This window comes from Ottowia sp. VDI28, from assembly GCF_049532675.1.
Lineage (GTDB): Bacteria > Pseudomonadota > Gammaproteobacteria > Burkholderiales > Burkholderiaceae_C > Ottowia.
Genome location: NZ_CP149820.1, coordinates 5,125,385 through 5,145,674, shown reverse-complemented (window position 1 = coordinate 5,145,674; position 20,290 = coordinate 5,125,385). Strand labels below are relative to the sequence as shown.

At 62.5% G+C, this 20,290-nt stretch carries 20 protein-coding genes; 12 read left to right on the top strand and 8 right to left on the bottom strand.

Translation table 11 applies throughout. The annotated features are described in order from the left end of the window. Positions 1 to 4: 4 nt before the first annotated feature. From WJU18_RS24520 to WJU18_RS24500, 5 genes are all read left to right on the top strand, one after another. Positions 5 to 1,048 carry an ABC transporter substrate-binding protein gene (locus WJU18_RS24520; RefSeq protein WP_423456327.1) on the top strand — a complete coding sequence of 348 codons (1,044 nt, stop codon included), beginning with the start codon at positions 5 to 7 and terminating at the stop codon, positions 1,046 to 1,048. 18 nt (positions 1,049 to 1,066) lie between these two features. Then, the gene (locus WJU18_RS24515) at positions 1,067 to 1,930 is read left to right on the top strand and encodes an ABC transporter permease (protein WP_423456325.1); all 864 of its coding nucleotides are present in this window, start codon (positions 1,067 to 1,069) and stop codon (positions 1,928 to 1,930) included. Positions 1,931 to 1,942: 12 nt separating this feature from the next. Then, positions 1,943 to 2,752, top strand: a complete 810-nt coding sequence (locus WJU18_RS24510; protein WP_423456324.1) for an ABC transporter permease — start codon at positions 1,943 to 1,945, stop codon at positions 2,750 to 2,752. A 105-nt stretch (positions 2,753 to 2,857) separates the two neighbouring features. Continuing rightward, the gene (locus tag WJU18_RS24505; RefSeq protein ID WP_423456322.1) at positions 2,858 to 4,036 is read left to right on the top strand and encodes an MFS transporter; all 1,179 of its coding nucleotides are present in this window, start codon (positions 2,858 to 2,860) and stop codon (positions 4,034 to 4,036) included. A 51-nt stretch (positions 4,037 to 4,087) separates the two neighbouring features. Next, positions 4,088 to 4,828: an aspartate/glutamate racemase family protein gene (locus tag WJU18_RS24500; RefSeq protein ID WP_423456320.1), complete on the top strand. Its 741-nt coding sequence runs from the start codon at positions 4,088 to 4,090 to the stop codon at positions 4,826 to 4,828. Positions 4,829 to 4,887: 59 nt separating this feature from the next. Here WJU18_RS24500 and WJU18_RS24495 read toward each other — a convergent pair whose 3' ends face one another. Further along, entirely contained in the window at positions 4,888 to 6,921 is a 2,034-nt protein-coding gene (locus WJU18_RS24495; protein ID WP_423456318.1) for an FAD-dependent oxidoreductase, read from the bottom strand. A 153-nt stretch (positions 6,922 to 7,074) separates the two neighbouring features. Here WJU18_RS24495 and WJU18_RS24490 point away from each other — a divergent pair, with 153 nt between their 5' ends. Both WJU18_RS24490 and WJU18_RS24485 read left to right on the top strand, forming a co-directional pair. After that, positions 7,075 to 8,064 carry a Bug family tripartite tricarboxylate transporter substrate binding protein gene (locus tag WJU18_RS24490; RefSeq protein WP_423456317.1) on the top strand — a complete coding sequence of 330 codons (990 nt, stop codon included), beginning with the start codon at positions 7,075 to 7,077 and terminating at the stop codon, positions 8,062 to 8,064. A gap of 93 nt (positions 8,065 to 8,157) precedes the next feature. After that, positions 8,158 to 9,504, top strand: coding sequence for an FAD-dependent oxidoreductase (locus tag WJU18_RS24485; protein WP_423456315.1), 1,347 nt, complete (start codon positions 8,158 to 8,160; stop codon positions 9,502 to 9,504). A gap of 8 nt (positions 9,505 to 9,512) precedes the next feature. Here WJU18_RS24485 and WJU18_RS24480 read toward each other — a convergent pair whose 3' ends face one another. Continuing rightward, entirely contained in the window at positions 9,513 to 10,520 is a 1,008-nt protein-coding gene (locus tag WJU18_RS24480; RefSeq protein ID WP_423456313.1) for a tripartite tricarboxylate transporter substrate binding protein, read from the bottom strand. Between the two features lie 302 nt (positions 10,521 to 10,822). Here WJU18_RS24480 and WJU18_RS24475 point away from each other — a divergent pair, with 302 nt between their 5' ends. After that, complete coding sequence (locus tag WJU18_RS24475) at positions 10,823 to 11,524, top strand: enoyl-CoA hydratase/isomerase family protein (protein WP_423456311.1); 702 nt, start codon at positions 10,823 to 10,825, stop codon at positions 11,522 to 11,524. A 45-nt stretch (positions 11,525 to 11,569) separates the two neighbouring features. Here WJU18_RS24475 and WJU18_RS24470 read toward each other — a convergent pair whose 3' ends face one another. From WJU18_RS24470 to WJU18_RS24450, 5 genes are read right to left on the bottom strand one after another with little or no spacing between them, the layout of a single operon-like run. After that, positions 11,570 to 12,328 (bottom strand): SDR family oxidoreductase, encoded by a 759-nt coding sequence (locus WJU18_RS24470; protein WP_423456309.1) that lies wholly within the window; start codon positions 12,326 to 12,328, stop codon positions 11,570 to 11,572. A gap of 2 nt (positions 12,329 to 12,330) precedes the next feature. Next, positions 12,331 to 13,098 carry an enoyl-CoA hydratase/isomerase family protein gene (locus WJU18_RS24465; RefSeq protein WP_423456307.1) on the bottom strand — a complete coding sequence of 256 codons (768 nt, stop codon included), beginning with the start codon at positions 13,096 to 13,098 and terminating at the stop codon, positions 12,331 to 12,333. Between the two features lie 40 nt (positions 13,099 to 13,138). Further along, positions 13,139 to 14,350 (bottom strand): CaiB/BaiF CoA transferase family protein, encoded by a 1,212-nt coding sequence (locus WJU18_RS24460; protein WP_423456305.1) that lies wholly within the window; start codon positions 14,348 to 14,350, stop codon positions 13,139 to 13,141. A gap of 16 nt (positions 14,351 to 14,366) precedes the next feature. Beyond that, entirely contained in the window at positions 14,367 to 14,828 is a 462-nt protein-coding gene (locus WJU18_RS24455) for a MaoC family dehydratase (protein ID WP_423456304.1), read from the bottom strand. Positions 14,829 to 14,836: 8 nt separating this feature from the next. Further along, positions 14,837 to 15,271, bottom strand: a complete 435-nt coding sequence (locus tag WJU18_RS24450; RefSeq protein ID WP_423456302.1) for a hypothetical protein — start codon at positions 15,269 to 15,271, stop codon at positions 14,837 to 14,839. Between the two features lie 251 nt (positions 15,272 to 15,522). Between WJU18_RS24450 and WJU18_RS24445 the strand changes: the two genes are divergently transcribed. Together WJU18_RS24445 and WJU18_RS24440 are read left to right on the top strand one after the other, a co-directional pair. Then, positions 15,523 to 16,500, top strand: coding sequence for a Bug family tripartite tricarboxylate transporter substrate binding protein (locus tag WJU18_RS24445; protein ID WP_423456300.1), 978 nt, complete (start codon positions 15,523 to 15,525; stop codon positions 16,498 to 16,500). Positions 16,501 to 16,550: 50 nt separating this feature from the next. Next, positions 16,551 to 17,534, top strand: a complete 984-nt coding sequence (locus tag WJU18_RS24440) for a Bug family tripartite tricarboxylate transporter substrate binding protein (protein ID WP_423456298.1) — start codon at positions 16,551 to 16,553, stop codon at positions 17,532 to 17,534. A gap of 44 nt (positions 17,535 to 17,578) precedes the next feature. On the opposite strand, the gene WJU18_RS24435 is transcribed toward WJU18_RS24440, so the two are convergent. After that, the gene (locus WJU18_RS24435; protein ID WP_423456296.1) at positions 17,579 to 18,481 is read right to left on the bottom strand and encodes a LysR family transcriptional regulator; all 903 of its coding nucleotides are present in this window, start codon (positions 18,479 to 18,481) and stop codon (positions 17,579 to 17,581) included. A 73-nt stretch (positions 18,482 to 18,554) separates the two neighbouring features. Between WJU18_RS24435 and WJU18_RS24430 the strand changes: the two genes are divergently transcribed. Then, entirely contained in the window at positions 18,555 to 19,541 is a 987-nt protein-coding gene (locus tag WJU18_RS24430) for a D-2-hydroxyacid dehydrogenase family protein (protein ID WP_423456294.1), read from the top strand. Between the two features lie 160 nt (positions 19,542 to 19,701). Further along, positions 19,702 to 20,253, top strand: coding sequence for a polyhydroxyalkanoate synthesis repressor PhaR (gene phaR, locus WJU18_RS24425; RefSeq protein ID WP_423456292.1), 552 nt, complete (start codon positions 19,702 to 19,704; stop codon positions 20,251 to 20,253). Positions 20,254 to 20,290: the final 37 nt, after the last annotated feature.

Sequence of the window (20,290 nt, the reverse complement as noted above, 5' to 3'; positions counted from 1 at the left end):
CGCCATGGACATTTCCCGACGTCATTTGTTAGGCAGCGCACTCACGCTGTCGGCCATGCAACTATTCCCCGGCATCGGCCATGCGCAGGCGCGCAAACTGGTTTTTGCAACCTTCACGGGCAGTTGGGAAGAGGCGCACAAGGCTGTGATGTCGCCCGCCTTCAAGCGCACTACCGGCCAAGACATGCTGCTCGATCCGATGCTGTCGGTGGACCAGATCGCCAAGGTCACCGCGGCGCGCAACAACCCGCCGATCGATGTGATGCTGCATGATCCGGGTCCGGCCTTGACGGCCGTGGCGCAAGGAATTGTCGAGCCGTTCCCCTTTGCGCAAAGCAAGAACTTCAAGGACTTGATTCCGGACGCGCAAGATCCTATCGCGCCGGCTGTGTTTTTCCAGGTGGTGGGCATCACCTACAACCCGGAGAAGATCAAAACGCCGCCGACGTCGTGGAACGACCTGTTCAAGCCCGAGTACAAGGGACGTGTCGGGATCACCAACCTCAATTCGACGCTGGGCACCGCGTTTCTTGTGGAGCTGGCTCGCATGCATGGCGGCAGCGAAAGCAATGTCGAAGAGGGCTTCAAGGCGATCGAGCGGCTGCGGCCCAATGTGGGGGCGGTGGCAGCCAACCCCGGTGCTTTGGCGGCGCTGTTCCAGCAGGGCCAGATCGACATCGCGCCTGGCAACTTCAATGCCATCCAATTGCTGAGAGCACGTGGCGTGCCTGTGGAGTTTGTTGCCCCGAAAGAGCGGGCGATTGCGTTCCGCACACAGATCGAGATCGTCAAGAACACCCCGAACAAGGAACTGGCGATTCAACTGGTCGAGACGGCCATGTCGCCCGAGGTGCAGAGCAAGCTGATGCGGGAGCCTTATCTGATCGTTCCCACCAACTCCAAGGTCAAGCTGGAAGGTGAAATCGCTCGCGTGCTGGTGAAGGACGCAGAGGAGATGAAGCGCAAGTTCATCTTCCAGGATTGGAAGAAGATCAACGAGCACCGCGCGGCCTGGATTGACCGGTTCAACCGCGAAATCAAGGTCTGACCTGCCGGAGCGATGACGATGAGCACTGCCGCACTCAAGGGCCCTTCACCCACGGGCTATAGCCTGGCGCTGTCAACGCCCCTGGCGGCGTTCTTCGTCATTTTCTTCCTGGCACCCCTGTTGCTGCTCGCGCTGGTCAGCATCTACGCGGACCCCCAATTCACACGCTTTGGCATGGACCAGTATGCGAAGCTTTTCGGGGATGGGTTCTCGCTCAAGGTGCTGTTCGACACCTTGTGGCTGGGTGTGCAAGTCACGCTGCTGTGCCTGCTGCTCGGCTACGCGCTGGCGTGGAGCTACGTTCACGGGCCAGCGCGGTTGCAGCCGATTCTGATGCTCGTGATCGTGATGCCATTGCTGACCAGTGTGGTCGTCAGAACCTTCGCCTGGGTGGTCATCCTGGGGCGCCAGGGGATTGTGAATGCGGCGCTGCTGGACCTCGGGTGGGTCGAGGAACCGCTCAAGCTGCTCTACACCCGGGGCGGCGTGATTACGACCTTGGCCAACGTGCAACTACCGTTGATGGCATTGCCATTGATCACTGCCTTGCAAAAGCTCGACCCCAATCTTGAAGATGCGTCCTCTGCCTTGGGGGCGAGTGCCTGGCGCACCTTTTTTCGCATCACGCTGCCGTTGACCCTGCCGGGCGTGGTTGCGGGGTGCCTGCTGACCTTCACGGCGAGTATCACCGCCTTCGTCTCGCAATCTCTGGTTGGCGGAGGACAGATGCTGTTCATGCCGATGTACATCTACCAACAGGCTTCGGCGCTGCAGAACTGGCCGTTCGCGGCAGCGCTTTCCCTGGTCTTTCTTGCGGCGGTGATGGCCTGTGTTGCTGCATTCAGTTTATTGGGCCGCGCCAGCCAACGCGCCGCTGCTTGAGGGAGCATTGACATGGCCCGCCGCCACACCACATCCACCATCGCGTTTCATGCGGTGTTCGTAGGCATTGCCTTGCTGGCATTGGTACTGCTCCTGGCCCCCACGGTGGTGGTCATCATCGTTTCGTTCACGGACGGGTATTCCCTCAAGTTCCCACCGCCAAGCTACTCCATGCGTTGGTATCTGGAGCTGCCGGACAATGACCAATTGCTGTACGCGCTCGTCAACAGCGTCAAGGTGGCCGCCGGGGCTACATTGCTCTCGGTGCTGCTGGGCGTGCCGGCCGCGCTGGCGATCGCCCGTTCGGAGCGCGCGTTGGCGCGTGTCCTCGATGGCTTCTTCATGTCGCCCCTGATCTTGCCGACGCTGGCCTTCGGTCTCGCGGCCCTGATTTATTTTGCGCGAATGGGTGTCCCGCTGTCGCTGGGAACCTTGGTGATCGGCCATAGCGTGGTCGCCGCACCCTACGTGATCCGCACGACGATCGCTGCCATCGCGCAACTGCCGCCCGCGCTGTTGGAAAGCTCGGCCAGTCTTGGGGCCAGCCGTCTCTACACCTTGCGCCGGGTGACCCTGCCTCTGATTTCGCCCGGCGTGGGGGCCGGTGCCTTCATCGCCTTCATGTCGTCGTTCGACAATGTGCCTGTCTCGCTGTTCCTGCGCGACGCGGCGACGGACATGCTGCCGATCCGCATGTGGCAGGACCTGGAGAGCCGTTTGGATGTGAGCATTGCAGCCATCTCCAGCCTGTTGGTGCTCATCACCCTGATCCTGATGGTCGTGATGGAGCGCCTGACCGGCATCAGCCGGCGTATCCGATGAACCACCGGACATGAACGGAATTGCCGAACGATGATGCAGGCGGCGAATTCTGGCGCAGCGAGTTTGACGCCGGCCAAGGCCACCGTTGCCGGTGCATTGCCGCCTATGACTGCGCTGCAGGCGGTTGTCGCGATGGGCGCCTTCAGCTTGGCGACCCTGGCGCCGCAGTTGGGACTCTCGCTCGCACAGCTGGGACTGTTGCATACGCTGTTGTTCGGTTTGGGCGCGCTGGGGTCTCTTTCTGCCGGGCGCTGGATTCAATGGCTGGGCGACACCCGAACTGCCGCCGTGTGTGCGGCCCTGGTGGCTGTGGCGATGGTGCCGCTGGCATGGTGGCCCTCGTTGCAAGGTGGTGCCGCTCCGTGGACTATGTGGCTCGCCATTGTGCTGCTCGGCTTGGCTTATGGTCCCGAGACACCTGCCAGCGTGGCGGTCTTGACCCGCGCCACACCGGCAGAACAACGTCCTTGGGTGTTTTCTATTCGGCAAACGGGTAACCAGATCGGCGCCATGACCGGCTCGCTTGCCCTTCCTTGGCTGTCGAAGATGTCCGCCGGGTTGCCGTTCGGGTTCGTAGCATTGCTCGCTGGCATGACCGCGTGGTGGTGTGCCAGCGTTCCGAAAGCTAGAGTATTGCCGGGAGCAGCCATCGCGGCAGATGCCTCGCGCGGCCCTCAGCAAGGGATGTTGGCCTCGCTGCACGAGGTCTGGTCCAGGCCTGCCTTGCGCCGATTGGCTGTCGCGACCTGTGCGTTCTCGGCCATGCAGATGTGCCTCAACACCTTTCTCATCACGCAGGTCGTAAGTGATTGGCGTTGGACGGTGGCGCGCGCGGCGTCGTTCGTGGCGCTGATGCAAGCTGGAGGATTTGTCGGCCGGCTGCTATGGGGTTGGGTGGCGCGCCGTGTCAATGCGAGGAAGGAGCGTTCGATTCTCCTGCTTGGCCTTTTGGGGATGGCCATGGCCCTGAGCTGCGCGGTACTTGTCTTGGGGAGACCGTTCCTTGGGGAAACGGCCCTCTGGGCGCTCGCTTTCGGATTGGGCCTGGCGGCCAGCGGCTGGAACGGCGTGATGATCGCTGAAGTGGCGCGCCGCGCCGGGCCTCCGGCCGCTGCGGCGGTGACAGGGGCGGTGTTGATGTTTGGCTATTCCGGCCTTGCGCTGGCGCCCGGCATCTTTGCATGGATTGGCTCGTTGTGGGGCACCAGCACGTCTTATCTGCTTTTGGCCGCGGCCGCCTTGATGGCGGCTCTTCCCTTGCTGGCGGAGCGGTCAAGGCCATAGCCGCTATAGCCGCATCGGCCGCACCAGACGGAGAACATAAGGAGAATTTTGATGAAAGTGCTGATTTTGAATCCCAACACCAGTGTGCCGATCACCGAACGTTTGATGCAGGCCGCTTTACCTGCAGCGGCCCCTGGCACAGAGCTGGAGGCGTTGACCGCATCGCGCGGCTTCCCTTATATCGCCACGCGTGCGGAAGCGCAGATTGGGGGCGCCATCGCTTTGGAAATGCTGGCCGAGCATGCCGAGCGCTGTGATGCAGCCATCATCGCGGCCTTTGGCGACCCGGGGCTGGCGGGCGCGCGCGAGATGTTCGACATTCCGGTGGTGGGCATGGCCGAGGCCGCGATGCTGACCGCGTGCATGCTGGGCCGGCGTTTCGCGGTCGTCACCTTCGCGCAGTCGCTCGGCCCTTGGTATGCCGATTGTGTCGAAGCCAATGGGCTGGCAGGGCGATTGGCCGGTATTCGCATGCTCGATGGCGCCTTTGCGTCGATTTCCGATGTTCAAAGCGAGAAGGAGGCACTTCTCGTCGATCTCGCCAACCGGGCTGTCGAAGAGGACGAAGCCGATGTGGTGATCCTGGCCGGCGCTCCGCTCGCGGGCCTGGCCGCGAAGGTGCGCGAGCGCATCCCGGTGCCCGTGGTGGATCCAATGGCCGCAGCGGTCAAGCAGGCTGAGGCCCTGGTGACGCTGAACGTGCGCAAGGCCTCGGCCGGAACTTACCGGCGGCCGGCACCCAAAGGCACGCTTGGTTTGGCTCCGGCCTTGGCCCGCCGCTGGACAAACTGACGAGACCCGCTGCCGGCGCTTTGGATGGCGCGGGCCACATCATCAAAAGGCATGCATCTTCAGACTTTCGATCCCACCAAATGACCCTCAGCCGTGGCTTCCAGCACGCCGCGCGGCGTCAGGCAGTCGCCCGCACGATGCACCGTGATGCCCGCGGCCTGCAGCGCCGGCTCCATCTGTTCCAAGGCGGAATCCGGCACGCGCGGCGTGGCATAGGTGAAGAGGGCCACATCCTCAATGGGCTGCAATGCCCCGCCGAACACACTGCGCCAATGCAGCGTGGCGGTTTCCTCGAAGGCCTCGCTCCAGACCGGTTCAGCCAGGCAGTGCACGGTGATGCCGCGTTCGTGAAAGCGCCGCTGCACGCGCTGGCGTGTGACCAGGCTGCAGTCCTCGGCAATGCGTTCGCGCGGGCACAACACCACCACATGCGCGAACAGATCCCGCAGTCGCTCCACGGCCGCATAGGTGCCCTCGGTCTGCTCCATATCGAGTACCACGGCCGTCCCGGGCTGCGGTTGCCGCACGCCCGCCAGACTCGCCATCGCTTCGCGGAGATCAGGCAACCAGCCCTGCGCGCGCAGATCTATTGGCAGGCAGGGGGGCCAACTCATGGTGGCGCCCGTGGCCAGCACCACCACCTCCGGCGCCGTGGCGATCAGTTGCGCGGTGCTCACGGCGTGGCCCATCTTGAATTGCACGCCGGCTTTTTGCGCTTCTACAAACTGGTAGTCGTAAATGCTTGACAGCGACTCGGCGGCCGGCAGCGCGGCGTACAGCCTTGTCTTGCCGCCGGGCTCGGCTGAGGCGCCATAGACAGTCACGGCGTGGCCTCGCTGGGCGGCACTGAGGGCCGCTTCCAGGCCCGCGATGCCTGCGCCCACCACAGCCACGCGCCGTGGCCGCGCGGCCAGTGGCAGCGGCGTGAGCTCCCGCAAACTACCCACGCGCGGGTTGTTGTCGCAAGCAATCGGCGTATGGGTGACGATGACTTTCCAGCATGTGTTACAGGACACGCAGTAGCGGATGTCGCGTGCGCGGCCTTCCGCGGCTTTGCGCGGCCAGGCAGGGTCGGTGATCAGCGCGCGTCCCAGGCCGGCCAGCGCGATGTCACCTTGTGCGAGCGCTCCCTCGGCCTCGGCGGGATCCGTGAAGCGGCCCAGTGTCATCACCGGGATGCCTGGGGTCTGCGCGGCCAGGCGCCGCACCATCGCATGAAAGGGCAGACGCGGGTAAGTGCCGTCGGGCAGGTGCATTTCCAGCGTGCGGTGGTGCGAGCCCTGCGCGTAACAGAGGAAGTCCGGCTGTACGCGGCTGCACAGGTGGCGGGCGATGGCCGCGGCTGTGGGCTCGTCGATGCTGCCTGCGATGCCATCGTCGCCCGGCAGCTTCACTCCCAGAATGAAGCCGCTGCCACAGCGTTGGCGGATGGCCTCGCAAGTGGCAACCAGGAAGCGGCAGCGTCCCTCGAAGTCTCCACCCCATTCGTCCTCGCGATGATTGGAGTAGGCCGACAGAAATTGGTGGAACAGGTGACCGTGCCCCGCTGAAACTTCCACACCCGAGAAGCCCGCGCGCTGCAGCTGCGCGCAGGACTCCGCGGTGTGCGCGATGAAGGCGCCGATATCGGATGCGGACATGGCGCGGGGCATGCTGCCCGTGATGTCGTCCGGCAGCGCCGAAGGCGCGATCGCGCTGGCGTACCGCCCCGGGATGTGGCGTCCGCGCCCCGTGTCCTGCACCTGCGCGAGCAGGCGGCAGTCCAGTGATTCCACCGCTTCGGCCCAACGCGCAAGACCCGAGGCCATCCGCCCGTTCCAGGCCGGCACACGTTGGTTGCTTTGGTGCGGAGCGATCCCTACCGGCTCCGCGATCAACATGGCTGCACCGCCTTCGGCACGCGTGCGGTGGTAGTCGATCAGTCCCTCGGGCACATCGTCATGCACAGGAAAGTGCAGCGAGATGGCCGCGTGCACGATGCGGTTCTTCAAGGTCTTGCCCGCGAGCGTGCAAGGCGAAAACAAATGAGGGTAGTGCGGGTGCGCGGGCGGCTCAATGCCAGAGCTTCTCGAGGTAGGCGGTGGGGTGATCACGGCATCGGATCATAGACCGCTTAAATGTCCTATCTATTGTTCTATTTACTTGATTCCACGCGCTTTGTAGACTGCGCGAGCACGTACATCGCCGCAAGCACATCGCCTCACTTCCAGGCGGACTTATCCTTTTTGTTGTTCAAGGATTGCTCCATGAATTCCCGCAGGACTTTCACTCTCGGTTTGATGACCGCTGCCCTCGTTGCAGCCTGGCCTCTCGGCGCTGCAGCGCAAGCTACCGCCGCAGCCTGGCCCACCAGGCCCGTGATGATGGTGAACCCTTTTGCGGCTGGTTCTGCGGTGGACGTGGTCGCTCGTCTCATCGCCACCAAGATGACCCAGAACCTGGGCCAGGCAATCAACGTCGACAACCGCACGGGGGCTTCGGGCAACATCGGTACAGACTACGCGGCGCGGGCCAAGCCGGATGGCTACACGCTGCTGCTGGGTTCGCCCGGCACCATGGCCATCAACCCCTGGCTGTTCGCCAAGCTGCCTTACGATGCGGTGAAGGATTTCACGGCGGTCTCGCAGATGGTGTCGTTTCCGCAAGTGGTGGTCGCCAACCCCAACCAGCCTATCAAGACGATCCCTGATCTGATCGCCGCGGCACGCGCCAAACCCGACACCATCGCCCATGGCTCTTCGGGCCAGGGTACTACCAGCCATCTGGTGATGGAACTGATCAAGGCCGACGCCAACCTGAAGATGACCCATGTCGCCTACCGTGGTGGTGCACCGACGGTGCAGGCGGTGATGTCTGGTGAGATCCAGACGGGCGTGGAAGGCTTGCCATCGCTGGTGAGCCAGATCAAGTCCGGCAAGGTGACCGCGTTGGCGGTCACCTCGGCCAAGCGCTCGCCACTATTGCCCAATGTGCCCGCGATGTCCGAGTTCCTGCCCGGTTTTGATGCTTCGGCCTGGATTGTGCTGATGGCCCCGGCTGGCACGCCGGCCGACATCGTGGCCAAGATCTCGGCTGAGGTGAAGCGCGCTGTGAACGACCCTGCCGTCCGTGCACAATTGGAGGCACAGGGCGCCACGGTGGTGGGCTCCACGCCCGCCGAGACCGCCAGCTTCCAGCAGGCGGAACTCAAGAAATTCCAGCGCGCGGTGCAACTCTCCGGCATCAAACAAGAGTAGCCCTGTGACAGGCCGCCGCTTGGCGCCACGCGAGAGCCCCCAGCCTGGGTGATCACGCTAGCAGGGGTTTCATTCGTCGCTTTCCACTTCTTGATGTCTACTACTCCTTACGATCTCGCCATTCTTGGGGCGGGCGCCGCGGGCATGATGGCCGCGCTGCGCGCCAGCGCATTGGGGCTGCGCGTGGCCGTGTTCGATCCCTTCTGGTCCCAGCCTAATAATTTGCTGCTCAGCGGCGGCCTGTTTCCGGCTGCCGGTTCGCGGCTGCAGGCCGATGCGGGGGTCGCTGATTCCCCTGAGGTCTGGCTGGAAGACCTGCGGCAATTCGCCGGGACTTCATGCAATGAGCGCATTGCCGCCAGCGTGGCAGAGGTGCTGCCCACGGTGGTGGAGTCTCTGCTGCAGGCTGGAGTGCCCGTGCGTTTCCTCGCGGATGTGCCGGCGCCTGGCCATCGGACGGTGCGCTTCCATTCCGTCACCCCTGCATCAGGAGCGGCGTTGCACGCCAGCCTGCGCGAGGCGCTGGGCCGGTGCGCCGGACTGCAGTGCCATCCCGATACGGGCATCTCGCGCATTGACCGTGGTGACGGGCGCTTCACGCTGCAGCACGCCGGAGGCCTGAGCCATGCACGGCACCTGTTGCTGGCTGGCGGTGGCTTTGGTGCGGCGCCGGAAATGGTGGCCGAGTTCATTCCCGAGATGGCGGGCGCACTGCACAGCGGCGCACCCAGTCAGGACGGCTCTACCATCGCCCTGGCGCGGGCTTGGGGCGCGGCACTGGGGGGCATGGACGGCTACCAAGGCCAAGGCCACACCCATCCTGACGGCCGCACGCGGCTGGGCATGTCCATTCCCACTCTGGGCGGCATCATGCTCAACCGTGCGGGACAACGTTTCGTGCGTGAAGATGTGGGGCCTTCCGCGCTTGCCGCCAAAGTGCTGGGGCAACCGGGCCAGCAGGCTTTGGAAGTATTTGACGCCGCCATCGAGCAGCGCCTGGGAAACCATTCAGCTTACGCGGCAGCACGCGCCGCGGGCCGGGTGATGGAGGCTGACGACCTGGAAGCATTGGCGCGGCAAGCCCAGGTGCCATTGGCTGCGTTGCGAGAGAGCGTGCAACTGGCACAGCGCTGTGCGCAAGGCGAGGCCAACGATCCCTTGGGCCGCACGCACTTTGAGCAACCATTGCAGGCGCCTTTCCGTGCCTCCTGGGTCACTGGATCATTGGCCCATACCCAGGGCGGACTGCTCACCGACGGCGATGGCCGCGTGCTGGATGCCGGAGATCGCCCCATGGCGGGCGTCTATGCAGCGGGAGGATGCGCCGCCGGTTTGTCGGGCCATGGAGGCGATGGGTATTTGCCGGGCAACGGATTGGCTCAGTCCTTCGGGTTGGCCCTCCGCGCCGTGGAGCATCTCGCCGAGACCTCTCGCCGCTGACGACTGCTTTAGCCCTCTTGGATCTGAGCTGCTTTCACCAGCGCTTGAAGCTTCGCGGCGTCAGCCGCGTAGAAGCGGGCGGCATCCGCCATGGACATGGGTGGCGGGATTTTGCCTCCGATTCGTTCGATGGCCTCCCGAACTTCCTCGTCGCCAAGTGTGTCCATGGCTGCCTTGTGCAAGTGGGCACTGGCGCCGGCGTTCAGTGCTGCTGGAATCAGCAGGCCGACCCAGATGGTGGGGTGGCCGAAGCGGGGGGCAGATTTGCTTTCGTCGAAGAGAACCGCTTCGGGAAAGCGAGCAAGTTTCCGCGGCGACGCGATGCCCAACACTTTGATCTTGCCGCTGGCCACCTTGCGTTCCAGCAGCGTGTCGACAGGCAGCATTGCAAAATCGACGATACCACTTTGCAGATCCAGCAGCATGGGCATTCCCCCGCGGTAGGGGACGTGCACGGCTTTCATGCCTGCGGTCGCCAGCAGGCGTTCCGTCTGGAGATGGAACAGGCTGCCGAACCCTGTGGTGCCGTAGCTTAGGATCTTGCCGCCGGTTTGACGCCCTAAAGCCACAAGTTCGTCCAGATTGCTGGCGGGTAAGTCGCCACGCGCGTACATGGCAAGCGGGGAGCTGGTGATCAGGCCCAGGAGGCGGAAATCGGTGGCCCGGTACTGCACCGAGCGCAGAGTGAGTGGCGCGAGGATTGTTTCGGAAGGCGATCCGACGAGCACCGTGTCGCCGTCGGGTTCCTCGGCCAGGAGGCGGCTCGCGGCCAGCGAGCCGCTGGCACCCGCCACGTTCTCGACCACTGCCGTTCGCCCCAACCCTTCGCTCAGGGTAGGGGCGATGGCGCGCGCCAAGGAGTCCGAGATACCTCCTGGCGGTTGGGCTACAAGGATCGTGAGCTTTTTTTCCCGCAGTGTTGGCTGTGGCTGTGGCTGTGTTTGTGCGGGCGCGGCAAAGGCTGAGGACACCGCGCTCGAGCCGAGCACGGCGAATGCGCGACGTGTCATATTCATGGCGGGGTTCCTTCAGCCTGGGTGCTTGATATTAATTCGATTTACTACATTTTTCCGCAAATGGGAAATCACGCATGGTGAGGGTGGAAAGACAGGGCGTACAGACGGAAGAGTTGGACCCGAGTACCGTGGTATTCGAGCGTTGCACCCCTGAGCTATCTGTGGACCGAAAGAGCCCATCAACAGACTGTTTCAAGGTGCTGCCTGCCTGCCGGCCGGCCAAAGCGTTGGAGCAGATGTTCCCAATGGCTGAAAATAGAGGGAAATACTTGCTCAACATGTCCTTGGAGTTTCAGTCCTGTATGAATGCCGACAAGATCTTGGTCAACGTCTCAGATGGCGTCATGACCGTCACATTGAACCGGCCGGAGAAGCTCAATGCCATCGACAACGATCTGGCCGAACAGTTGCTCGGCGCGATAGAGACCGCAAGCCGCCATGAGGATGTCCGTGTGATGCTTTTGCGTGGCTCCGGCCGGGCTTTCTGTGCTGGGCGGGATGTAGGCGCGCCGCCGACTGATCGGGATCTTGAGTTGGTCCAGGCCGTGTCGAAAGCATTGGTTGCAATTCCCAAGCCCGTCATGGCTGCCGTTCACGGCTGGACCGTTGGCGCTGGTTTTGAATGGATGCTGGATGCGGATGTCGCCGTAGCGGCCATCAGCGCCCGGTTCAAGTTGCCGGAGGCTTCCCTGGGTGTGTTCGTGACGGGCGGACTGACGGCCACATTGGCTGCCAGCGTGGGTTTGGCTCGAGCCAAGTCACTGATGCTCTTCGGCGACGAGTTCTCGGCGGAGCAGGCGTTTGGGTGGGGGCTTGTGTCCCACCTGGTCCCGGAATCAGGCTTCGACGAGGCGGCACTGAGCTTGGCGAAGCGCCTGGCTGCTCTGGATCCGCGCGTCAGTGCACAGTACAAACGTGTGATGAACGAGATCGGCCTGGCTGCGTTTGATCAGGCGGTCGAGGCGGAAAACCGCGCGCAGATGTCCTTGGGGGCTGGCGCTTAAAACGTGTTGGCCGTCATTCCCGCGCATGCGGGAGAGTGACAACCTCTATCCCACCAACCTCCCGCCATCCACCGGCAGAACGATACCTGTGATGTAGCTGGCCTCGCAGGAAGTCAGGTAGACCGCGGCATTGGCGATGTCTTCAGGGGCGCAGAGGCGTCCCAGCGGAATCGTTTCGAGCACCCGGTTGATGCCTTCATCCAGGTGCTCGCCGAACATGGAATCGAACATCGGTGTACGCCCGGCCACGGGAGCGATCGCGTTGACGCGGATGCCGTCGGCGGCCAGTTCGGCCGCCATGGATTGCGTGATGGACAGGACCGCCGCCTTGGTGGCGTTGTACCAGATCATGCCGGGGCGCGGGCGCAGGCCGGTGACCGACGCAATGTTGATGATTGAGCCGCTGCCCGCCTTGCGGATCACCGGCACGGCGTGAACCGCCATGTGATACAGGCTCTTGATGTTGACGGCCAGCAGCCTGTCCACGTCGGGTTCCGGCGTCTTGGCGATGCGGGCTGGTTTCTGTGTCAACGCCGCATTGTTGATGAGGGCGTTGAAGCTGCCCCAGCGCTGGACCACTTCGTCGCACATGGCGGCGACGGACGAACCGTCCGAGACGTCGCAATGCAAGGCCATGGCTGTCTGGCCGCGCTGGATCATGGCGTCAGCGGTGGCTTGCGCGGCTTCGTGGTTGATGTCCACGCAGGCGACGCGGGCGCCTTCCGCTCCGAAGCGTTGCGCCATGGCGGCGCCGTAGCCCGCGCCTGCACCTGTGACGATGGCGGTGAATCCTTGCAGTCTCATGATCAACGCCCCACGAAAACAGGTTTGCGTTTTTCGACGAACGCGCGTTGTGCCTCCGCCGCATCGAGTGTCTTGCTCATGGCCTTGGTCTGGTTTTGTTCGATCCGGTAGCCGTCGCGAAGCGACAGGTTCTCCACCATGCCGAAGGACTCCTTGAGCATGCGGATGGCCACGGGGCTCTTCTCCGTGATCTCACGGGCGATTTCCATGGTTGCGTCCATCAGTTCTTTGGCGGGCACGCATTCTTCCAGTACCCCCAGCCGATGGAACTCGGAAGCCGGGAAGCGTTTCCCAGTGAGCAGCATCCGCCTGGCCTTGGACGGAGACAGGTGCCGTTGCAGGTATTTCACGCCGCCCGCCAACCCCACGTCGATTTCCGGCATGCCGAAAATGGCGTCTTCGCTGGCCAGCAGAATGTCGCAGCACAAGGCCAGAGCCATCCCGGCGCCCAAGGCGGCGCCGTTGACCGCGGCAATCACCGGCTTGGGGCATTCGAGAATCGAATAGAACATCTCACGCGTGAGCCGGTTGAGCGCGCTGTACTCGCCCGCTTCTCCTGTGAGCTGGGTTCGTTCCTTGATATCGGCTCCTGCACAGAACGCTTTGCCGGCACCGGTGAACACGACCACACGCACGTCGTCGCGGTCGCCCATCGCGTCGAAGGCCTGGGTGATTTCGGCGCGCATCTGCAAGCCGGTGGCGTTGACAGGCGGGCGATTCATGGTGATGACCGCGATGTGGTCCTTCACTTGAATGTCCAGGTTCTTCATCGGATTTCCTCGGGAAGTAGTGGTTCGCTCTGCGCGAGCTTTACCTTTTTGGCGCGGCGAAGGCGCCGGCGGAGCGGAACGCGGCCAGTTCTTCATCCGTCAGGCCGAGCGCCCGGCAGATGTCGTCCGTGTGCTCTGCCAGTTCAGGCGGCCGGTTGTCGGGCCTGCCTGGCGTGCCTTTGAGATTGAAAGGGGACTTGACGGCCTTGAGGGGCTGACCGTTCATCTCGAAGCTGGTCAGCGCATCGGCGGCCGCGAGCTGGGGATGGTCCGCCGCCTCGCCGATATGGTTGACCTTGGCCACATTCACCTTGACCGGGCCCAGCCGCCTGATGATGTCGTCGCAGCTCATCGTGAGCGTGACCTCGCTTACGGCCTGCACAAGTTCGGCGCGGTATTTCTGCCGGTCGAGCAGGCCGCGCCATTCCGGGCGGTCCAGTTTTTCGGCGTCCAGGGCCTGCGCGCACCGCAGCCACATCTCATTGCCCGGGGCGATGATCACCACCTGCCCGTCCTGGGCTGGGAATACCTGGTTGGGCACGCTCAGGTGGTTGGCGGTGCCCATGGGTTTGCGGATAACGCCCGTGGCCCAGTATTCGCCATAAAAATAGTTCATCAGGTGGGCCGAACTCTGCAGCAACGAGGTCTCGACGATTTGTCCTTCGCCGGTCTTCTGGCGGTGCATCAAGGCCGCCATGATGGCTACCACGAGCGCCAGGCTGGCGTGCAGGTCAACGAGGGAGGTGCCGCAGCGCACGGGAGGGCGGTCCGGCTCACCCGTGATGCTCATGAGGCCGCTGTGGGCCTGGAGTGCCAGGTCGTTGGCACCGATCATGGTGAGGGGGCCCTGGTCTCCGTACGCGGAAAACTGGCAGAAGATCAAATCGGGGCGTTGCCCGCGCAAGGATTCATAGCCCAGGCCGTACCGTTCCATGGTCCCGGGCCGGAAGTTGTTGACCACTACATCGCAGCCGGCGATCAGCTTGCGCACCAGCTCCTGGCCGGAGGCGGAAGCCAGGTTGATGGCCATGCTTTTCTTGTTGCGGTTCAAGGCCAGGAACGAAGGGCTGACCGTGATTCCGGACGCCACCATTTCCTGCGTCATGCCGAAGCCGCGTGCTTCGTCGCCCACCTCCGGTTCTTCCACCTTGATGACTTCTGCGCCCAGGTCTCCGAGTATTTGCGTGGCCGCCGGGCCCGCGAAGACCCGGGAGAGATCCAGGATGCGAGTACCTTCGAGAATGTTCCACATGGGCTTATCCCTGCATTCAGGCTACTTGAATCACGCAGGCGTCTCCTACGGTCAGCTTGCGGCCGGTGTCGTCTTCGCACCAGACATCCATCTGGTACACCGGGTGGCCATGCTCGTTCCTGGTGACGCCGCTGACACGCGCGCACGTCGTGACCAGCATGTCTTCGTAGATGGGGGCGATGTATTTGGTCCGAAGGCTCCCGGTTCCGGCAGCGCTGTCGCCGAACACGTCGATCAGCAGGCCATGGATCCAGTTCGTGGTGATCATGCCGTCCGAGATGATGCCGGGAAGCCCCTGCTTGCGCGCGTATTCCTCGTCATCGTGGATCGTGGGGGGTTGCGTGTGGATGCGTCCGTCGTCCACCTGAACGGTTTCCTGGATATCCACATACCAACGCATCCGTTCGCGGGTCATCGGGCGGGGCGCGAGGCGGAACTCCATTCCAGGAGGAAACTGCTGGCTGTTATTCATTTTCATGGTCCTCCTTAGCTTTGTTTCTGGCTGTAGGAAACGATGATGGTGTCGCGATACGTGACCAGGGGACGATCGTCTTCGGCGGTCTTAAGGTCTATGCGCGTCTCCACATATTCGCGGTCTTTCTTGGTGTACCGGTCCGTGACGACCCCGGCGACCCGCAGCGGAACGCCCACGGGTATTGGGGCGTGGATCGTGGCGTCGTATTGGTAGTGAATGCGTGCGCTTGGTCCAGTGCCAGCCGGGCAGGCGACCTTGTAAAGCTTGAGCTTGTCCAGGTGGACCAGCGTCGGGGGCGCGAACCTCACGTCCTTGCCCTGGTAGCACTCCTGATGCAGTTCGTTCGCGTGACAGTACTCGCGAACCACGAACTTGCTCATCGTGTAGTCGACAGGGCCGAGCACATCGCCCTTGTCCAAGTCTGTCGTATATCGCCCAACGGCCATCTGGTTCCTCTTCTTGGGTTGCATCGAATGCCCTTGGTTATACGGATGTGAGCTGGTTCCAACAAGAGCGCGAGCCGTGCAGCAGCTGTACGAAAACTGCAAACTCCGGGCGTTTTTTCCTTTTCATCCGCAGGGCCGCGGAACCCATGCTTGCGAAATCTGAAAAGCTGCTTCACGCCTGATCGGTCTGGTTCAGTGCTTGGCCCGGTGATACGGTTTCGTCTGCCTAGAAAGAGAACTTGGAGACCATCATGGCGTTCGGACGAGCGTTCACCAGACGCAGCCTTGTACTTGCCGCGGCATCTTGGGGAGCAGGCGGCGTGCTTGCTCAAGCCCTGTCGTCGCGGCCGATCCGCTTCGTGGTGCCTTTCGCCGCGGGGGGCGGTTCGGATGTGATGGCCAGGGTCATCGCGGAGCCGCTTGCCCAAGCATTGGGGCATCCCGTGGTGGTCGACAACAAGCCCGGCGGCAACGCTACCATTGGCGCGGATTTCGTGGCCAAATCGGCTCCGGACGGCATGACGCTGCTGCACACCTCGCCCGGGCCGCAGATCACCAATCCGTTCCTGATGGGCAAGCTTCCTTACGACCCTGTAAAGGATTTGCTGCCGGTGGCCCGTCTGGGCGTGTTCATCAACGCCTTGGTGGTCAATCCCAAGCTGCCCGTCAGAAACGTCAATGAATTCATTGCCTACGCGAAGGCTCATCCTGGCAAGCTCAGTTTCGCGAGTCCCGGCATTGGATCAGGCGGGCACCTGGCGGGTGAATATCTGAAGTCCGTCGCCCAGATCGACACGGTGCACGTGCCCTACAAGGGGACTGGCGCCGCACTGCAGGATCTGGTGGCCGGCAATGTGGACTGGAGCCTGGATACCGTGGCCGCGTTTCTTCCCATGATCCGCTCGGGCCAGTTGCGCGCCATCGCGGTCGGCTATCAGCAGCGCTCGCCCAGTCTGCCGGACGTACCGACGCTTGCCGAGACCTTTCCCGGATTCGATGCATCGCCCATGAACTACCTTTCCGTCCGTGGGGGGACACCGAAAGACATCGTGGATCGTTTGAACAAGGAAGTCAATTCGGTATTGGGGCAACCGCAAACCAAGCAGAAGCTGTTGGAACTGGGCGTGCTGGTGAGCCAGAGCACTCCAGAGGAGATTGCCCGGCAGGTTGATTCCGAGCGTGCCAAGTGGAAAGCCATCATCGAGGCATCCGGCGCGCACATGAAATAAAGCATCAAGTGGCCCTGCCCATATTCATGACACCAAAAAGGAGACTCAATATGATGGATTCATGGCGGCGCGCGGCGCTGGCTGCCATCGTCGGCGGCATTCTGGCCTGGCCTCTGGCGGCGATCTCGCAGGCACCGGCTTTTCCCGACAAGCCGATCAGGCTGATCGTTCCCTATCCACCGGGTGGTTCGACAGACCCCGCGGCGAGGCTTCTGGCGGCGGACCTCGGGCCGCGTCTGAGCCAGACCGTCATCGTGGACAACAAACCTGGGGCCGCCGGCGCCATCGGTACGGAGGCGGTGGTGCGCGCACCGGCCGACGGCTATACGCTGCTGTTTCACACCTCGGTCATCGCGACAGATCCGACGCTCAAGAAAAACGCTTCTTACGACATCAAGCGCGATCTGGCTTCCGTCACGCTCGCAGTGACAGGACCCTATTTGATGGTCGTGAATCCGGCATTGCCGGTCAGGAGCGTGGCTGAGTTGATCGCCTATGCGAAGGCGCATCCTGGAAAGCTCAATTTTGGTTCGGCAGGACAGGGCTCTTCCGGCCATCTGATTGGGGAGCTGTTCAAGAAGGCCGCGGGCATGGAGATGGTTCACGTGGCCTACAAAGGAGGCGGTCCGTCGATCACGGGCCTGGTCGGGAACGAGGTGCAACTCGTCTTTGATACGTTTGGCGGCTCCAAGGCACTTGTGGAGAGTGGAAAGCTTCGCGCCATCGCGGTGACCAGCTCCAACCGTTCCGATCTCATGCCAAATGTGCCGACGGTGTCGGAGAGCGGCTTGAGGGATTTCTCCGCGGTCTACTGGCTGGGCGTTTTCGCGCCAGCCAAGACACCGGCGCCGGTGATCGACAAGCTTTACAGCGGGCTCAAAGCCTCCCTGGAAAGCCCCACAGTGAAAGCGCGGATGCAGGAGCAGGGCAATGTGGTGCAAGCTCTGCCGCCGCGTGAGTTCGCGAAAACACTCGATGAGGACATCCAGCGCTACAAGAGCATCATCGAATCAGCGAAGATCACAGTTGATTGACGTTGGGCACGTTCTCAGGAAGCTTCGGCATCAGGCAGCCGCCATCACGATCTGTCAAACAGGCCGGTAAGGTGATCGACGAAAAGGCGCACCTTGGCTGACATATGGCGGCTGCGTTGATAAACCGCGTATACGCCATTGTCGAACTCCAGGAAGCTGGCCTTGAATTCCGGGAACAGGCGCACAAGCGTGCCGCGCTCGATGTCTTCGCGAACCGACCAGTCTGGCATGAGCGCGAGCCCCAATCCGGCGAGGGCCGCCGTACGCAAGGCCGGCCCATAATCGGTCTGGAGCGATCCATTCACAGGAACATCGGTGGTAACGCCTTTGCCGTTCATGAAGCGCCACTGGACGTTGCCTTTGCTGAGGCGGTAGGTGAGACAGTTATGTGCGCCCAGGTCCTGCGGCTGACGGATCTTCGGGCTTCTCTTCAGATAGGCTGGCGAGGCGCAGACCACCCTGTCGCTGAGCGTCAGGCGCTTGGCGATCAGGGAGGAATCGCTTAACTTACCAATGCGGATGTCGACGTCAATGTTCTGTTCCACCAGGTCCACGGAGAGATTCGACAACATCAGGTCGATCTTGATCTCGGGCTGGGCGATCAGGAATTCAGCGATGGCGGGAATGATGAACAGTTGGCCGACCAGAATTCTGGAATGGACCCTCAACGTTCCCCTGGGGGCGCGCTGGAGATTCGTGACGCTTTGTGTGGCTTCGTCCACATGATGAAGAATCTGCTCCGCGTGGTGGAAGTAAGCTTCTCCCGCTTCGGTGAGCGTCAGCTTCCGGCTGGTGCGATTGAGGAGCCTGGCGCCCAGGCTATCCTCCAGCGCCGAGACTTGGCGCGAGACCGAGGCAGCGGAGGTCCCCAGCTTCCTGGCGGCTGCCGACAAGCTCCCGTGGTGCACGACCTGTACGAAGATTTCGATACTACGAAGCGAATCCATCGGGGGCTCCTAGCTGTGGGGTGCCGCTGGCGGCGGGCTCAGGGCTTTCGCGAACGGGTGATTCAATTGGCGGATGCTCCTGAAAATGAACGAGGTTCAAAACAACATGCCGAACAAGATACAGAGCGAAATGCGGATTGCCATTCTGGACGACTATCAGGCGTGTGTGCGCACCTTGGATGCGTACCAGTTGATCCAGGACCGGGACGTGACCATTTTTCACGACTCGGTCCGCGATGAGGGTCTGCTCGAGGAGCGGCTGAAAGATTTTCAGGTATTGGTCGTCATCCGCGAGCGAACACCGCTGTCAGCCCGCTTGCTGGAGCGGCTGCCCAAACTGCGCCTGATCAGTGCAGCGGGGCTTTTCCCCAATTGCATCGACCGGGATGCGTGCAACCGGCTTGGCATTGACACTGTGGACGGTGGCGGGTCGGGCGCACCGACCGCCGAGCTTTGCTGGGCACTCATACTCGCGTCCCGAAGAAACTTGGTGCAGGAAGCCAATGCCTTGCGCGCTGGTCTCTGGCAGCAATCCCTTGGGCGCGGGCTCCGAGGGCAAACATTAGGAATCTGGGGATACGGAAGGGTCGGAAGGCAAGTAGCCCGCTACGGACAGGCGTTCGGTATGGACGTGCGGGTATGGGGGAGTGACCGTGCCCGCGCGCAGGCCCTTGCTGATGGCCATGTGCCGTATGAGGGCAGGCGCGAATTGTTCGCAGGGAGCGATGTCCTCAGCCTGCACCTCAAGCTCGTGGCTGACACCATCGGGATCGTGACCCCGGCGGACCTAGCCCTCATGAAGACGGACGCGCTGTTGGTTAATACAGCCCGGGCGGAATTGATTGCGCCCGGCGCGTTGGCTGCTGCACTCGGGCGCGGCAGGCCGGGTTTCGCCGCGATCGACGTGTTCGAGAGCGAGCCGGCCGGCACCGCCAGCAGCGCGCTGATTGCGCTCTCCAATGTCCTGGCCACCCCGCATATTGGCTTTGTGGAGCGGGAGAACTACGAAGCTTATTACCACGCGGCGTTCAGCCACGTTCTCCGTTTGATGGGAGGCTGACCCGAATTCCCCCCATTTTGGGGTGGTGGACCGCTTGAGGCGCGAAAGCCCATGGGGATTTTTGTGCGGCGTATAAGGGAAAGCCTTGTCATGGTTTTGCCCATGCCCCTCCTAGAATGGTTGCAGTGCAGCATTTGCCTGAGGGGGAGTCTCAGTTTTCATGACATCACGTAACAAGCCATCCGAGACGCAGGGCGAAGCAAAAGCCAAGACGCCGCGGACGATCAAGAAGTACCCCAATCGGCGGCTGTACGACACGCGCACGTCTTCCTACATCACGTTGACCGAGGTGCGGGCGCTGGTGATGGCGCATGAACCGTTCGTGGTATCCGATGCCAAGACGGGTGAGGACCTGACGCGCAGCATTTTGCTGCTGATCATTCTGGAGGAGGAGGCCGGAGGGGCGCCGATGCTGACCGAGGCGGTGCTGGCCAATATCATCCGCTTCTATGGGCATGCGATGCAGGGTTTCATGGGGGCTTGCATCGAAAAGAATATCCAGTCACTCATGGAAATCCAGAACAAGCTGGCCGAACAATCTCAGGGTTTGACGCCCGAGACCTGGTCTCAGTTCATGCGCATGCAGTCGCCCATGATGCAGGGCATGGTGGGCAGCTATCTGGAACAATCGAAAAACGTCTTCCTGCAGATGCAGGAGCAGATGCAGAAGCAGACCGAGCAAATGCTGGATGCTTTCAGCATGAAGAGATAAAGGACGCCCCCTGAGGCGCTGCGCGCCATCCCCGAAA

Coding starts and splice junctions, on each gene's coding strand:
- WJU18_RS24520 (WP_423456327.1), top strand. CDS start 5: ATGGACATTTCCCGACGTCATTTGTTAGGCAGCGCACTCACGCTGTCG.
- WJU18_RS24515 (WP_423456325.1), top strand. CDS start 1,067: ATGAGCACTGCCGCACTCAAGGGCCCTTCACCCACGGGCTATAGCCTG.
- WJU18_RS24510 (WP_423456324.1), top strand. CDS start 1,943: ATGGCCCGCCGCCACACCACATCCACCATCGCGTTTCATGCGGTGTTC.
- WJU18_RS24505 (WP_423456322.1), top strand. CDS start 2,858: ATGACTGCGCTGCAGGCGGTTGTCGCGATGGGCGCCTTCAGCTTGGCG.
- WJU18_RS24500 (WP_423456320.1), top strand. CDS start 4,088: ATGAAAGTGCTGATTTTGAATCCCAACACCAGTGTGCCGATCACCGAA.
- WJU18_RS24490 (WP_423456317.1), top strand. CDS start 7,075: ATGAATTCCCGCAGGACTTTCACTCTCGGTTTGATGACCGCTGCCCTC.
- WJU18_RS24485 (WP_423456315.1), top strand. CDS start 8,158: ATGTCTACTACTCCTTACGATCTCGCCATTCTTGGGGCGGGCGCCGCG.
- WJU18_RS24480 (WP_423456313.1), bottom strand. CDS start 10,520: ATGAATATGACACGTCGCGCATTCGCCGTGCTCGGCTCGAGCGCGGTG.
- WJU18_RS24475 (WP_423456311.1), top strand. CDS start 10,823: ATGAATGCCGACAAGATCTTGGTCAACGTCTCAGATGGCGTCATGACC.
- WJU18_RS24470 (WP_423456309.1), bottom strand. CDS start 12,328: ATGAGACTGCAAGGATTCACCGCCATCGTCACAGGTGCAGGCGCGGGC.
- WJU18_RS24465 (WP_423456307.1), bottom strand. CDS start 13,098: ATGAAGAACCTGGACATTCAAGTGAAGGACCACATCGCGGTCATCACC.
- WJU18_RS24460 (WP_423456305.1), bottom strand. CDS start 14,350: ATGTGGAACATTCTCGAAGGTACTCGCATCCTGGATCTCTCCCGGGTC.
- WJU18_RS24455 (WP_423456304.1), bottom strand. CDS start 14,828: ATGAAAATGAATAACAGCCAGCAGTTTCCTCCTGGAATGGAGTTCCGC.
- WJU18_RS24450 (WP_423456302.1), bottom strand. CDS start 15,271: ATGGCCGTTGGGCGATATACGACAGACTTGGACAAGGGCGATGTGCTC.
- WJU18_RS24445 (WP_423456300.1), top strand. CDS start 15,523: ATGGCGTTCGGACGAGCGTTCACCAGACGCAGCCTTGTACTTGCCGCG.
- WJU18_RS24440 (WP_423456298.1), top strand. CDS start 16,551: ATGATGGATTCATGGCGGCGCGCGGCGCTGGCTGCCATCGTCGGCGGC.
- WJU18_RS24435 (WP_423456296.1), bottom strand. CDS start 18,481: ATGGATTCGCTTCGTAGTATCGAAATCTTCGTACAGGTCGTGCACCAC.
- WJU18_RS24430 (WP_423456294.1), top strand. CDS start 18,555: ATGCTCCTGAAAATGAACGAGGTTCAAAACAACATGCCGAACAAGATA.
- phaR (WP_423456292.1), top strand. CDS start 19,702: ATGACATCACGTAACAAGCCATCCGAGACGCAGGGCGAAGCAAAAGCC.